This is a genomic window from Pedobacter albus (assembly GCF_036324255.1).
GTDB lineage: Bacteria > Bacteroidota > Bacteroidia > Sphingobacteriales > Sphingobacteriaceae > Pedobacter > Pedobacter albus.
Genome location: NZ_JAZDQT010000001.1, coordinates 1,028,410 through 1,040,798 on the forward strand (window position 1 = coordinate 1,028,410; position 12,389 = coordinate 1,040,798).

15 protein-coding genes are annotated in these 12,389 nt (G+C 44.4%); 3 read left to right on the forward strand and 12 right to left on the reverse strand.

All coding sequences use genetic code 11. The annotated features are described in order from the left end of the window. The first annotated feature begins 15 nt into the window (after positions 1 to 15). The 3 genes from VRU48_RS04380 (at position 16) to VRU48_RS04390 (ending at position 3,161) form a co-directional block, all read left to right on the forward strand. Positions 16 to 1,578, forward strand: coding sequence for a DUF6850 family outer membrane beta-barrel protein (locus VRU48_RS04380; protein WP_330106705.1), 1,563 nt, complete (start codon positions 16 to 18; stop codon positions 1,576 to 1,578). A gap of 4 nt (positions 1,579 to 1,582) precedes the next feature. Beyond that, the gene (locus tag VRU48_RS04385) at positions 1,583 to 2,722 is read left to right on the forward strand and encodes a cytochrome-c peroxidase (RefSeq protein ID WP_330106706.1); all 1,140 of its coding nucleotides are present in this window, start codon (positions 1,583 to 1,585) and stop codon (positions 2,720 to 2,722) included. Between the two features lie 73 nt (positions 2,723 to 2,795). Next, positions 2,796 to 3,161, forward strand: coding sequence for a response regulator (locus VRU48_RS04390; RefSeq protein WP_330106707.1), 366 nt, complete (start codon positions 2,796 to 2,798; stop codon positions 3,159 to 3,161). A 1-nt stretch (position 3,162) separates the two neighbouring features. On the opposite strand, the gene VRU48_RS04395 is transcribed toward VRU48_RS04390, so the two are convergent. The 12 genes from VRU48_RS04395 to VRU48_RS04450 all read right to left on the reverse strand — a co-directional run bounded on the left by VRU48_RS04395 (position 3,163) and on the right by VRU48_RS04450 (position 12,330). After that, positions 3,163 to 3,321 (reverse strand): hypothetical protein, encoded by a 159-nt coding sequence (locus VRU48_RS04395; protein WP_330106708.1) that lies wholly within the window; start codon positions 3,319 to 3,321, stop codon positions 3,163 to 3,165. Between the two features lie 90 nt (positions 3,322 to 3,411). Next, the gene (dinB, locus tag VRU48_RS04400; RefSeq protein ID WP_330106709.1) at positions 3,412 to 4,515 is read right to left on the reverse strand and encodes a DNA polymerase IV; all 1,104 of its coding nucleotides are present in this window, start codon (positions 4,513 to 4,515) and stop codon (positions 3,412 to 3,414) included. Position 4,516: 1 nt separating this feature from the next. After that, entirely contained in the window at positions 4,517 to 5,470 is a 954-nt protein-coding gene (locus VRU48_RS04405; RefSeq protein ID WP_330106710.1) for a hypothetical protein, read from the reverse strand. Positions 5,471 to 5,496: 26 nt separating this feature from the next. Beyond that, on the reverse strand, positions 5,497 to 6,243 hold the full coding sequence (locus tag VRU48_RS04410) for a hypothetical protein (protein WP_330106711.1): 747 nt from the start codon (positions 6,241 to 6,243) through the stop codon (positions 5,497 to 5,499). 108 nt (positions 6,244 to 6,351) lie between these two features. After that, entirely contained in the window at positions 6,352 to 7,041 is a 690-nt protein-coding gene (locus VRU48_RS04415; protein ID WP_330106712.1) for a pseudouridine synthase, read from the reverse strand. A gap of 16 nt (positions 7,042 to 7,057) precedes the next feature. After that, positions 7,058 to 7,960, reverse strand: coding sequence for a histone deacetylase family protein (locus VRU48_RS04420; protein ID WP_330106713.1), 903 nt, complete (start codon positions 7,958 to 7,960; stop codon positions 7,058 to 7,060). 87 nt (positions 7,961 to 8,047) lie between these two features. Then, a complete protein-coding gene (locus VRU48_RS04425; RefSeq protein WP_330106714.1) occupies positions 8,048 to 8,908 on the reverse strand; it encodes a bestrophin family protein in 861 nt (286 codons plus the stop codon). Further along, the gene (gene kynU, locus VRU48_RS04430) at positions 8,901 to 10,190 is read right to left on the reverse strand and encodes a kynureninase (RefSeq protein WP_330106715.1); all 1,290 of its coding nucleotides are present in this window, start codon (positions 10,188 to 10,190) and stop codon (positions 8,901 to 8,903) included. Before kynU ends, VRU48_RS04425 begins: the two co-directional genes overlap by 8 nt. Before the next feature lie 71 nt (positions 10,191 to 10,261). Beyond that, positions 10,262 to 10,861: a rhodanese-like domain-containing protein gene (locus VRU48_RS04435; protein ID WP_330106716.1), complete on the reverse strand. Its 600-nt coding sequence runs from the start codon at positions 10,859 to 10,861 to the stop codon at positions 10,262 to 10,264. Between the two features lie 52 nt (positions 10,862 to 10,913). Beyond that, the gene (locus tag VRU48_RS04440) at positions 10,914 to 11,519 is read right to left on the reverse strand and encodes a DNA-3-methyladenine glycosylase (protein WP_330106717.1); all 606 of its coding nucleotides are present in this window, start codon (positions 11,517 to 11,519) and stop codon (positions 10,914 to 10,916) included. After that, positions 11,512 to 11,988, reverse strand: a complete 477-nt coding sequence (locus VRU48_RS04445; protein ID WP_330106718.1) for a GAF domain-containing protein — start codon at positions 11,986 to 11,988, stop codon at positions 11,512 to 11,514. The genes VRU48_RS04440 and VRU48_RS04445 overlap by 8 nt, the downstream gene beginning before the upstream one ends. Positions 11,989 to 12,078: 90 nt before the next feature. Continuing rightward, positions 12,079 to 12,330: a PLDc N-terminal domain-containing protein gene (locus VRU48_RS04450; protein ID WP_330106719.1), complete on the reverse strand. Its 252-nt coding sequence runs from the start codon at positions 12,328 to 12,330 to the stop codon at positions 12,079 to 12,081. Between the last annotated feature and the right edge of the window lie 59 nt (positions 12,331 to 12,389).

Sequence of the window (12,389 nt, forward strand, 5' to 3'; positions counted from 1 at the left end):
AATTTTAATTCTGCAATGCACCAAAACAAATATTGTTTTCTTTTTTTGCTCCTTTTGCCTTTTGCCGCGTTTGCACAGGGCAAAAAGGATTCTATAGGCATGGCCAATGCCAATCTTTCGCAATTTATTTATGCCGATTCGGTACAGCTGGCCAAAATGCGCTTTGCACAAGCCAGTAGCTACTACCTGAGCGATCTGATGCCCGACAGGGTGAGTCGTGCCGGTGTGGCCTACAATTTTCAACGCGGCCATTTTATTCCTGCGCAAGGTGCAACGACCATTAATAGTGGTGGTTTTTCTACTGAAGGAACAGCCAAAATGGGTTCTGTTAAATTGTTTGGCAGCTTAAACTATCAAAAGATTTTCGAAGACAGCACGCGTTACGCCCATCAAACGCGAAGCAACACCACTACACCGTATTATTTTGGATCGCCGGGTTATGTGCATTATGAGCGTACCATTTATGCCTTTAATGCCATGGCCAGCAAGAGTATTTGGCAAGACAAGTTGACTTTTTCGTTCGAAACCAACTACAAGGTTGGCGACCACTTCTCTACCAACGATCCAAGGGGTTCGGTTGGAGAATACCAATTCAATTTAAAAGGCATTGTGGGCTATCGCTTTTCGAAGGCCTTTAAAGCCGGCGTGGGTTACGGACATGGCTACGGTCGCGAAAGCTTCAACATAGGCTATAAAAACCCCAGGTATTACGAAAGTTCGGCTTTTCCTGAGTACTACAACCATTTGGTAAACGGTTATCGGGAATGGGACGATGCCCTGAAAAACAGAACCTACGACGATAAAATGGTAAGAAACGGTGCCGATTTGTTTGTAGACCTGAACACCAATACTTTAGGCGATTTTTACCTAAATGGAAGCTATTTCAAAGAAAACCAACGCTATTTTTACAGCAACAGCAGCGGCTTTACAGACTACACCAGCTATGGCCTCGAAACCACCAAGGTTAACCTGTTATGGCTCAAAAAATCGAATAGCTTTGGTTATGGAGCTACCGTTAACTTTCAAAGCCAGACCGGCAAGGATTTTAACCTCACCTACCAAGCCAACAACTACATTTACAACGGCAATCAGGTAATGGCCAAGCTGTTTGTCAATAAATATACCGTAGCCAATACCCATAGTTTTTATTTGGCTGGTCAGCAAAACAGCGAAGAAAGAACCGACGGCATCAGTGGCAACAATGTGTACTACAACAACCTGCTCTTGTCTTTGGGCTACGGACTGAACCATAACCTTGCCAACCACACCTATTTTGCCGTTAACTTAACTGGAGCTTACAACCTGCCTTTGGCCAGTGCGTTCAAGGTAGTGCAGCAGGCGGGCTATTTTACCCAAAACGTCATCAATCGCGATTATATTTTCAATACCGCCACATCGCTTGGTGGCGAACTTAAAATGGCTTATGGATTTCCAATTTTCAGGACCATGAGATCGGCTATTGCCATCAATACCTTCTACCTCAGAAAACTGCAAGAACAAACGATCGAAAGTGTTTATCCGAGTTTGCCGGGGAAGGATCGTTTTGCCACAAATATTAGCTTAAATCTGTATTTTTGATGCCATGAAGAAGATTTTGTTTGGATTAAGTGTTACGTTCGCTTTTTTGTTGTTTCTTTCGTTCAGGTCGACCGAGTTTAGGCTTGGCGATGATATTCCTGCCGATTCGCTCAGAAAAATCTACTCCAAACCGCCGAGCCAATGGCCAAAGCCAACTATCGATTCGGGCGTAAAGTATACCGAACTGGGCATCTTGCCGCCTTCACCAATCAACCTCAAAAACGATTCGATCAAGAAAATCGTCGATTTGGGCAGGATGCTGTTCTTTGATCCGCGTCTTTCCGAATCGAATCAGATATCATGCTCGAGCTGCCATGTACCCGACCTCAACTGGGCCGATGGTCGCGAGGTATCTATCGGCCACGATCATGCCCCCAATACCCGCAATGCGCCATCGCTCGAAAATGTTTGGTTCTTTAAACGCCTGTTCTGGGATGGCCGGGCCAATAGCTTGGAAGAGCAAGCCGAAAGTCCGCTGACCTCTAAAATAGAAATGCACCAAGACATGAAGGTGTTGCCGAAAAAACTGAAACAGATTAAAGGCTACAGAACCCTGTTTACGGCCGCCTTTGGCGACGATAAAATCAATACCGAACGTATTTTTAAGAGCCTGGCCGATTTTCAACGAACCATCGTCAGCAGGAAATCTGATTTCGACAGGTTTTTAGAAGGCAACAAAAACAGCCTTACCGATCAGCAATTGGTAGGTTTGCATCTTTTCAGGACCAAGGCACGCTGTGTAAACTGCCATAACGGACCTTTGTTTACCGATAACGATTTCCACAATGTGGGCCTCACTTATTATGGCCGCAAATACGAAGACTTGGGCTTGTACAACGTAACCAAAAAGCCAGAAGATGTAGGCAAATTCAAAACGCCGAGCCTGCGCAACGTGATGCGTACCGGTCCCTGGTTCCATAACGGCCTCTTTGGTGATATGGATGGCATTTTGAACATGTACAACGTGGGCATGCCGGTGCAAAGGGTAAAACCCGAGCAGGAAAACGACCCGTTATTGCCTAAAAACGACAAATTATTGCGTGGCTTAAGGCTTAGCAAAGGCGAAAGAGATGCCGTTGTGGCTTTCCTGCAGGCTATTACCACGGCTCCTTGGAAAGACAGGCAACCAGAACTGCCCAAATAATTCTGAATTTTAGTTTGTTGGCAAATACAAGAATTACGCTATATTTAGTAGCAAATTTTAATAAGCTACCTCAATGAAAAAGCGTGTGCTGGTTATAGAAAACAACAGGGATATTCTTGATATGATCTCTTTGGTATTGGAAGAAGCGGGTTATGAGGCCAGCTTGTACACCACCGAACAAAATATATTCGAACACATTATTGCATTTGAACCCGATGCCATTTTGCTCGATATTATAAAGCCTACCCTAGAAGGCACTGAACTTTGCCGACAAATTAAAGAGGCCGAACAAACCAGCCATATACCGGTTATTGTGCTCTCTACGCATCCGCAGATACAAAAAGTGAAGGAAGTTTGCGCAGACGAAGTGGTACCAAAGCCCTTTGACATAGATGCCTTGCTCGAAGTATTGGCAGAACAGCTAGAAAACGCCAGTTAGGCTAAACCTGCGGATCGCGGTGCTTTTCTGGTTTTACTTCTCGTTCGTTAAGTTCTTGTTCTAAACTCTTTTGGTCTTTTCTATTGCGTTTCACAATAAAATAAACAAAGGCTAACACAGCAACAATAACAATCGCGATAACTACAACGTTGATTTTCATATACCCTTGTGCAGGACTTAACCTGCCTTAATTATTAAGTAAAATTAAAGGCAAATTGTTTACTTAAAGTTAAGTTTATATTATCGTTGGCTAAAGGTCGAACAGGGAAGTCTGGTAGCCAGTTGTGTTATTCTTGGTTCTGGCTTCGCCAAAATTGGAAAAGCCCACCCCAATCAGCCTTACTTTCTTGCCGTCAAAATCGGCCTGTTCTAAAAGGCTTTTGGCAATTTCTAGCACCTGTTCCAATTCTAAAATGGGCGTAGCGAAAGAAGTGCTTCGGGTGATTTGCTTAAAATCGCCAAATTTGATTTTAAGCGTTAGCGTACGCCCAAATACCTGATGGTTTTGCAAGCGCTTGTAGGCCGATCGCGCAATCTTGTCGAGCCATTCGTTAAGTTCTTCGCCTTTATCTAAATCGTACGAAAAGGTATCTTCGGCACTGATTGATTTGATATCCTGATGTGCCTGCACCGGCCTATTGTCGACACCCCGCACAATATGGTAAAAGAATTTGCCGGTTTTGCCAAACAGCTGTATCATGCGCTGTTCGCTCAATTGTTTGAGATCTAGTCCGGTATGCAGTCCTTGACGCTTCATTTTCTCGGCTGTTACCTTACCCACGCCAAAAAACTTCTCTACCGGCAGGTTCTCTACAAACTTCTCGATTTTTGAGGGACCAATAAAAGTCAGCCCATCAGGCTTGTTCATATCCGAAGCGATTTTGGCGATAAACTTGTTGATGGATACGCCTGCCGATGCCGTGAGTTGCAATTCATCTTTAATGGCCTGCTTAATTTCCTGGGCAATGGCAATGGCCGAACCGATTCCCAATTTATCTTCCGTCACATCTAAATAAGCCTCATCTAACGAAAGTGGCTCGATCAAGTCTGTATAGCGCCTAAATATTTCCCTTATTTTTTGCGAAGCTTCCTTGTAGGCCGCAAAACGCGGATAAACGAAAATGGCATGTGGACAGAGTTGCTGGGCTTTACGACTGGTCATGGCCGATTTGACCCCAAACTTACGTGCTTCGTAACTGGCTGTGGCCACTACGCCCCGGCCTTCGGGCGGACCACCAACCACCAAGGCTTTGCCTCTGTACTCCGGAAAATCGCGCTGCTCAACCGAGGCATAAAAGGCGTCCATATCGATATGGATGATTTTTCTAAGCAGTTGAGGATCTTCTGATTTCATGTCAAGGCAAAATAAAAGAAGTATAGGCACGGTCTTTCCAAAACGTGTAGCCTTTGTTTTCAAACTTGGTACCCGCCAAAACCAATTGGATAAATCCATTCTTTTCTACCAATACGGTATGAAAAATCTTGGCTTCTGGATTTTTGATCAATGTAAACGATAAGGTGCCTTTTTTATTTTTAAAGCTGATCCGATCTTCCAATTCCTGTTTTTGCAATTGACCAGCCACGACAAGATCTTTGGCTAACAACTGGCTCCGATACCAGGTGCCTCCGGTTGGCGATACCAAGGGTTTACCATTATATAACACCACACTATCGTTGTAGGCAATTACCTGTAGCGATTTATTAGGGAGCTTTACCCAATTGGCCAATTTCGACTGATGTTTTTCGGTTTCGTAGCCATAAGTGGCATCTAAAAAGCCTATTCGCACCAAGTTTGCCGGCAACGATGGCTGGGCATTGATATAGCCGAAAATAAAGCTTCCGCCCCCACTATGGCTCGTTAACATCAATTGAGGATGATATTGGGCATATCGATTCTCGACCTGTTTTACCAAATCGGCTATGCGATCATCGCTGTTGGCAAATTTTCTGCGCCATGAAGGCCAGGCCTTCAACGAATTTTCTGCATAAACCACAATGTAATTGGTTTGCGGGTCTGTTTTTCTGATAAAAGCGGTTTGTGCCCCAATATGCTGGATATCAAAATGCCAATCGTCGCCAGGGGCTAATTGCTTACCAAAGCTTTGAGCCGTGGTATTGCCATTGGGCAAGGCGAAAATAATGAGTTTAGTGGGCAACTTGGCATTAAGCTGATCGGGCTCATCGAAAGTAAGGGTGATGCCACTGTCTATCTCAAGCTTTTTAAACGAATCGAACTTCGTTTTAAAGGTCTGCTGTGCCTTTAGTTTCGCATGAAAAAGCAATAAGAAAAAGAGAAGCAGATACCGCATAGCTACAAAGCTACAATAATCCTGCGCTATTTTTTCTTGGCTCGGCCTAAATTTACCACCGCTCCCACACTGAATACCGAATTGCCTGCGTTTAAGAATTTACGGCTTTTTAGACCAAAATTGCTGCCACTGGTGTACTGCAATTGCACCTCGTCGCTCAAAATCATGCGGGTAAAAAATACAGGTTCCAGAAAAACATTGTCTTCGTTGGGTTGCCTCACGCCATTACGGAAAAAATCATTGGTTTTTACAAAGCTCATGCGCAGGGCCGTGCCATAATTGAGCGCAAAATTTACGCCGAACAAACGCAATTTGTCTTTTTTCTTAGAGCTGTAATTAACCTGGATAAACTGTTTATCGTATTTAGAATCGTAAAGGTCGGTGCTTAGCAAAATTTTATTCGCATCGAATTCCCTAAACAACCTGTTGCTTTTGCCACTGCCAACGCCGGCATAAATTTCGAGAATGCGGTTATTGTCTGGTCCAAAAGTATCAAAATAGCCCGCCCCAAATTCGATCATCTTATGTTTGATGTCTTTTTTGGTAGCCTCATTGTTCATGTAGGCACCATTGGCCAGTACGGCAAAGTGGTTGCTAATGGCATAGGCCGAATTGAAATTGGCATTGCCTTTTAGCGAAATATGGGCTCCGGCGGCAATTTCGCCCTGTGTAGTCAGCATGGGCGTATTGGGTACGCTTGGCATGTAGATGGAGGAACAGCTGCTCAGCGCGAGCAAAGCTAGGGCTAGGATCAGGTAGAAGTATTTCGTCATTTGTCTTTTTTAACAGCAAACGGCAAACAAATATTGTGCTAAAGGAAGCAAATTGTAAATAAAAACATTTTTTAATGGCTATTGATCAAAGACGACGGTTTTCGCTTGCTAATTTTCAAAAGCCAGCTTCATCAGCTCCATCATCCGCTTAAACTCGGGGTGTACCCCTGCTTTCAATTCGATTTGCTGACCAGTTACCGGATGAACAAAAGCCAGTTGGCTCGCGTGCAGCAACATGGTGGTCATTTCAAATCGCTCTTTAAAAAATCGGTTCTGTTTGTTGCATCCATGCGTCCGGTCGCCAATAATGGGATGGAAAATATGCGCAAAATGCTTGCGCAACTGGTGCATGCGACCAGTTTTTGGTGTAGCTTCAACCAAAGAATACCTGGAAGTGGCGTGTTTACCAAAGGCTACATCAATCTCGGCGCGTTGCAGGGTTACAAAGGAGGTAAAGGCGTCTTGCATCGTGCCGTTTTCCTTGGCCAATGGATAGTCTATATCTAGCTGATCGGGTGCATAGCCTCGCAAAATGGCCAGGTATTTTTTACTCACCTCGCCTTCCATAAACTGCTTGTGCATAGCTATTTCAACTTCTTTTTCGAAGGCAAACAGCAGCAAGCCACTGGTTTTTCTGTCCAAGCGGTGTACCGGACTTACTTGTTGGCCAATCTGGTCCCTTAAGAGCTGCAGAGCGAATTCCGTGGCGTCGTTGGCTATTTTAGAGCGATGCACCAATAGGCCATGTGGCTTATTGATGGCTATCAAATGTTCATCCTGATACACAATTTCTAACATTTGGCGAAGATAAGGATTAAACAAACAAATCGGCCGCCAAGCGAAAGGTATTGCAATGGGTATCTACAATGACCTTGATGTCTTCAGAATAGCCCCCGCCCATGCTTACCTGTACCGGAACCTGATGCTGAAGACAAGCTTCAAAAACCAGCTGGTCGCGCTCCTTACAGGCTTTTTTGCTTAAGGCTAATTTTCCCAGTTTGTCGCTGGCCAATACATCTACTCCCGAGAGGTAAAAAACAAAATCGGGTTGATGTTGGCCGAATACTTCAATTAATGCTGTTTTGAGCCTGTCCAAAAACTCTTCGTCGCCTGTGCCGTCGGCCAAGGCAATATCCAAATCAGACTGTTCCTTTCTGAATGGAAAATTCTTGTCGCCGTGCATGGAAAAAGTAAATACCCGGGGTTCTTTGGCAAAGATTTGTGCGGTGCCATTGCCTTGGTGCACATCTAGATCGATAATTAAGATACGCTTAGCCAAACCTTTATTCAACAAATAATTAGCCGCAATAGCCTGATCGTTCAGCAAACAGAAACCTTCGCCCCAGTTACTCCCTGCATGATGCGTTCCGCCAGCCACATTAAAGGCAATCCCATGCTGTTGGGCAAAACTGGCGCCGTCTATGGTTCCCTGTGCAATCCTGATTTCACGCTCTACCAATTGGGCGGTTAACGGAAAACCAATGCGACGCTGCTCTTTTAAAGGCAAGGTCAAATCTTTGAGTTGTTGCCAATATGCGTTATCGTGTGTAGCCAGGATGATTTCCTCGGTCAAAGGTGCTGGCGCAAAAAGGTTGTCCTCCCTAATCGTGCCTTCGTGCAACAACTGCTCGGGTATCAGCTCGTACTTGAGCATCGGAAAGCGATGTCCGGCCGGAAGCGGATGCGCATAAAGACGGTGATAGGCTATTTTTAGCATCAATAGCGGAATTATTGAATGAATGAGTGATTGAATTAGAGAATGAATGGATGACTGAATGATTGAATGGGGACAAATAGCCCTACTTTAACCCAATATCTCTCCTACGTGTTTTTCAATGTTGTTACAGATTTGATCTACAGGCAAATCGTTGGCATCAACGCCAAAAGGGTTCTCTATTTCTTCGGCAATCAGCTCCAAACTGGCCAATACGTACAAGATGAAAGGCACAATGGGCACCACAAAATAACCTAGGCTGAACACCCAACCAAAAGGCAGGGTAATGACATAGATGAAAATGAATTTCTTGATAAAAGCACTGTAAGAAAAGGGAATCGGCGTATTCCTGATGCGTTCGCAACCGCCGCAAATATCGGTAAACTGCGTAGCATCGGTATTTAGGGTGATCAGCTGTTCTTGCGAAATCTTGTTGCTGGCCTGTAAGGCGTAAAGTCTGCTGATGATACTGGTAGCCACTTGGTTTGGTATGTGCTTGCCTCCATCAATTTCGATCAGGAAGCTGTCTTTGCCAAAATACTGCTTTTCGCGCAGGTGCTCTTTCAAGGCAAAGGCATATTTCGGAATGGCATATTTGAAAAAGGTATTTTCGTCCTCATCCAGGTTAAGCGCCTTGATTTTAATAGCAAAATTACGGCTTACGTTGGTCAGCGCGCCCAAAAGCTTCCTACCGTCCCACCACCTATCGTAAGAAGTATTGGTGCGGAATACCAGCAACATCGAAATTACAAAACCCAAGAGGTTGTGCATCATGCCTACGTTTTTGATGTAGGTCGTTTCGGCCAGTTTTAGGTAGTTGAGCTCGACAAAAGCAATGAGGCCAGAGAATATAGCTACGCCAAGCATCAATGGCCACAACTTGCGAAAAGTATCGGCTTTATGGATATGGAAGATAAAGTGCGACCACTCTTTGGGATTGTAGTTAATCATTGAGTTGTTGGCTAACGGTCAATAATAGTTCTCCTGTTCTGTAGATATCTTCAAAGCTGTTGTACAAAGGCACCGGACTTAAACGAATCACGTTGGGTTCGCGCCAATCGCCGAGTACGTGATGAGCCACCAACTGATCGAATACCTGTTTACCATTGGCCTTAGCAATGATGGAAACCTGCGCGCCCCTGTCGGCTTCGGTTGCAGGGGTGATGATATGATATTGCTCCTCTCCTAATTTCTTATTTACCTCATTAATAACATAAAACAAATAAGAAGTTAAAGTTTTACTTTTATTTCTTAAAGGCTCGATAAAGCCTGCTTTTTCAAACAGTTGTAACGAAGCATGGTAGAGCGCCATGGGCATGACCTGGGTACAACTTACCTGCCAGCCATCGGCACCGGCCTCGGGCACAAAGCCTTTTTCCATCTTAAAGCGTTGTGCTTCCTGATAGCCCCACCAACCGGCAAAACGATGCAGCGAAGTATCGGCGAAGTGTTTTTCGTGTACAAAAATGCCACTGATGCCTCCTGGGCCGGAGTTTTGATATTTATAAGAACACCAGCAGGCAAAATCAATGTCCCAATCGTGTAGCTTCAAAGGCACATTTCCGGCGGCATGGGCCAAATCAAAGCCTACGGTAGCGCCCACAGCATGCCCGGCCTTTGTAATTGCCGGCATATCGTACCATTGTCCGGTAAAATAGTTAACGCCACCAAACAACACCAAGGCAATCTCGTCGCCGTTGGCAGCTATTTCCTGTAAAATAGCTTCGGTTTCTAAAGTATAGGCTCCTGCTTTCGGCTTCACTTCAATGATGGCTTCCTTGGGGTCGTAGCCATGAAAACGAACCTGGCTTTCGATGGCGTACTGATCTGAGGGAAAAGCGCCTGCCTCCATGATGATCTTGAACCTCTTGCCTTGAGGGCGATAAAAACTCACCATCAGCAGGTGCAGGTTAACCGTTAAAGTATTCATCGGACAAACCTCTGCTGCTTTTGCTCCCACAATGGGCGCCATCAGCTTTTTCAGCTCCTTATGGTAAAACATCCATGGGGTTTCGCCTTCAAACCAACCTTCAACGGCCAGGTTTTTCCAGTTGTCTAATTGTACCTGCATTACTTCTTGTGCTACTTTAGGTTGTAATCCTAAAGAATTACCACACAAATAGATAAACTCTTTTCCGTTGTGCTGTGGGAAAAGAAATTGACTGCGCATTTCCCTTAATGGATCGGCTTGGTCCAGCTGTTGGGCAAAAGACAAATTGTTCTCAAAATTCATGTCCCAATATTAATAAAAAAAAGCCTAACCTCTCGGCCAGACTTTGCATTTGCTTCCATAAACAGGACAATTTATTTTGCTTCCGAACCTTCGAATTTGATCCTTTTGTCGTTCACATTAACCAGCTCATCTAACTCATAAATATTTTTATAGCCATAACCATAGAGGTTGATATAAGTTGGGATATTCAAGGCCAACATCACCGGCTTATCAGCTTGCGACAATTGTTTCTTTAGTGATTTTGCCGGCGCTACACTCTTCGTCGCAAAATCAATTTGATCGCCGATAAAGTTGTTGTTGCAGTAAATCAATATTTTAGTGGCGGTATCTGGAACCAGCTTTCTTAGATTTTCTTGTGTAAAATCGGTAAAACTGAGGTGGATTGCCCCTTTTAAGCGCTTTCTGTTGTAGCGAAAGTCAGAGCGGGCATCTAAAATAACCACATTGCTTCCGCTGCTTATCTTCAAGAAGTCGTCCAAGCTAACCAGACGCTTCTTCCGGTGCTGTTCAACTTCGGTTACCAGGGTTTTGAAGTCCTGATAATCAACCATTGCCTTTTTGTACTTCTTTGTTTCTTTGGCAATTTCGTTCTTTTTTAGGGATTGTGCGTTACTGCTATGGCTAACTAACAGGCCACAAAAGATGGCAATGAGGGCTGTTTTCCTGATCATGGTTTTAAAAATTATCTGATTTTGTATCCTAAAAATACAGAATCAAATCGACTTAAGCATGAGGCTTGCTTACATATTTATTGCCCTTTACATAAAACCGCCAAGGCAACAAGGCATGGTCCTCGGCATAAGCTACACCGATACGTGGCGAGGCTACAATTTCTTCGGGACCAAAACTGATGCCATTGTCTTCTATCCAAATTTCATCGCCCAGCAAGTCTTTGGCATTTAGCGCCTTGTTAATGGCTAATGCCTGTGCCAATGCACCCGGTCCGGCGGTTATCCGAGGTGCCAAACTATTCATTTTCCTGCGTTCGAGCATGGTTTCAAGGCCAACCGTAGGCATTAGTCCACGAATGAGCACCGCATGGGGCGTATTTTTTGAAGCAGTAACTACATTAAACAAGTGGTGTATGCCGTAGCAGAGGTATACATAAGAAATGCCACCGGGCTCGTACATGGTTGAGGTGCGGGGCGTAAAACGGCCACCATAAGCATGCGAAGCTTTGTCGGCAATACCATTGTAAGCTTCGGTTTCTACAATCGTGCCCCCGGTTAGCTTACCGTTTACCAAGGTAAAAAGCTGTTTGCCCAACAGTTGTACGGCCAAATCGGTTACATTGTCTTGCTGATAAAAGGAATAAGGCAGTTTAGGCATCTAGCAGATTTACGATTTGCTGTAGGTATTTGGCATCAATTTCATCAAAATGAGCCAAGTATTCACTGTCAACATCCAATACGCCTATAATGTTTTGCTGTTGGTAAAGTGGCAACACGATTTCTGATTTCGAAGCCGAAGCGCAGGCAATATGGCCTGGAAACTGATCTACATCCGGCACAACCAAGGTTTCGGCTTGAGCCCAGGAAGCACCACAAACGCCTTTGCCCTTTTTAATGCGCGTACAGGCCACTGGCCCCTGAAATGGACCCAATACCAGTTCATCGCCTTTAACCAGGTAAAAACCTACCCAAAACCAGCCGAATTGCTCTTTTAAAGCCGCACAAACATTAGCCAAATTGGCAATCAGGTCTGTTTCGCCAAAAAGCAGGGCTTCAATTTGCGGGATAAGCGATTGGTATTGTTCTTCTTTGGTTCCGGTACGGGTAATGGTTAAGTCTTCTGCCATGGCTATGTGATGTTGAATAACAAAACTAGCAAATAACAAGGTTCATTTTGTTTTTCGAATCAATAAATAACGTTCAACTGACAGATGAAACTACCTATTGGTGGCGAGCAGGTCTTTCTTGCCCACGTAAAAATAAATGAGGCCCCCGGCAATGGGCAACAACATCACGATATTGGTCCAGATCCATTTTTTCCGGCCACGGTCCAAAGGAAATTTAGCGATATCGAGGATAGCCCAAATATCAATGGCTAGCACAATGATTGCCAATATGGAGAAGGCTAAAATGCCCAAAACATTTTCCATCATCGTTTCTTTTGCTCCAAGATAAGCAATGTTAAGCATTTATTCAAGTGCAGTTGCGCAAGTATCAACATGGCAAGACTATTCAACAATGCCTCGTT

What these genes read in the sequence shown, in the direction of transcription:
- VRU48_RS04380 (WP_330106705.1), top strand. Translation starts at nt 16, where the DNA reads ATGCACCAAAACAAATATTGTTTTCTTTTTTTGCTCCTTTTGCCTTTT.
- VRU48_RS04385 (WP_330106706.1), top strand. Translation starts at nt 1,583, where the DNA reads ATGAAGAAGATTTTGTTTGGATTAAGTGTTACGTTCGCTTTTTTGTTG.
- VRU48_RS04390 (WP_330106707.1), top strand. Translation starts at nt 2,796, where the DNA reads ATGAAAAAGCGTGTGCTGGTTATAGAAAACAACAGGGATATTCTTGAT.
- VRU48_RS04395 (WP_330106708.1), bottom strand. Translation starts at nt 3,321, where the DNA reads ATGAAAATCAACGTTGTAGTTATCGCGATTGTTATTGTTGCTGTGTTA.
- dinB (WP_330106709.1), bottom strand. Translation starts at nt 4,515, where the DNA reads ATGAAATCAGAAGATCCTCAACTGCTTAGAAAAATCATCCATATCGAT.
- VRU48_RS04405 (WP_330106710.1), bottom strand. Translation starts at nt 5,470, where the DNA reads ATGCGGTATCTGCTTCTCTTTTTCTTATTGCTTTTTCATGCGAAACTA.
- VRU48_RS04410 (WP_330106711.1), bottom strand. Translation starts at nt 6,243, where the DNA reads ATGACGAAATACTTCTACCTGATCCTAGCCCTAGCTTTGCTCGCGCTG.
- VRU48_RS04415 (WP_330106712.1), bottom strand. Translation starts at nt 7,041, where the DNA reads ATGTTAGAAATTGTGTATCAGGATGAACATTTGATAGCCATCAATAAG.
- VRU48_RS04420 (WP_330106713.1), bottom strand. Translation starts at nt 7,960, where the DNA reads ATGCTAAAAATAGCCTATCACCGTCTTTATGCGCATCCGCTTCCGGCC.
- VRU48_RS04425 (WP_330106714.1), bottom strand. Translation starts at nt 8,908, where the DNA reads ATGATTAACTACAATCCCAAAGAGTGGTCGCACTTTATCTTCCATATC.
- kynU (WP_330106715.1), bottom strand. Translation starts at nt 10,190, where the DNA reads ATGAATTTTGAGAACAATTTGTCTTTTGCCCAACAGCTGGACCAAGCC.
- VRU48_RS04435 (WP_330106716.1), bottom strand. Translation starts at nt 10,861, where the DNA reads ATGATCAGGAAAACAGCCCTCATTGCCATCTTTTGTGGCCTGTTAGTT.
- VRU48_RS04440 (WP_330106717.1), bottom strand. Translation starts at nt 11,519, where the DNA reads ATGCCTAAACTGCCTTATTCCTTTTATCAGCAAGACAATGTAACCGAT.
- VRU48_RS04445 (WP_330106718.1), bottom strand. Translation starts at nt 11,988, where the DNA reads ATGGCAGAAGACTTAACCATTACCCGTACCGGAACCAAAGAAGAACAA.
- VRU48_RS04450 (WP_330106719.1), bottom strand. Translation starts at nt 12,330, where the DNA reads ATGCTTAACATTGCTTATCTTGGAGCAAAAGAAACGATGATGGAAAAT.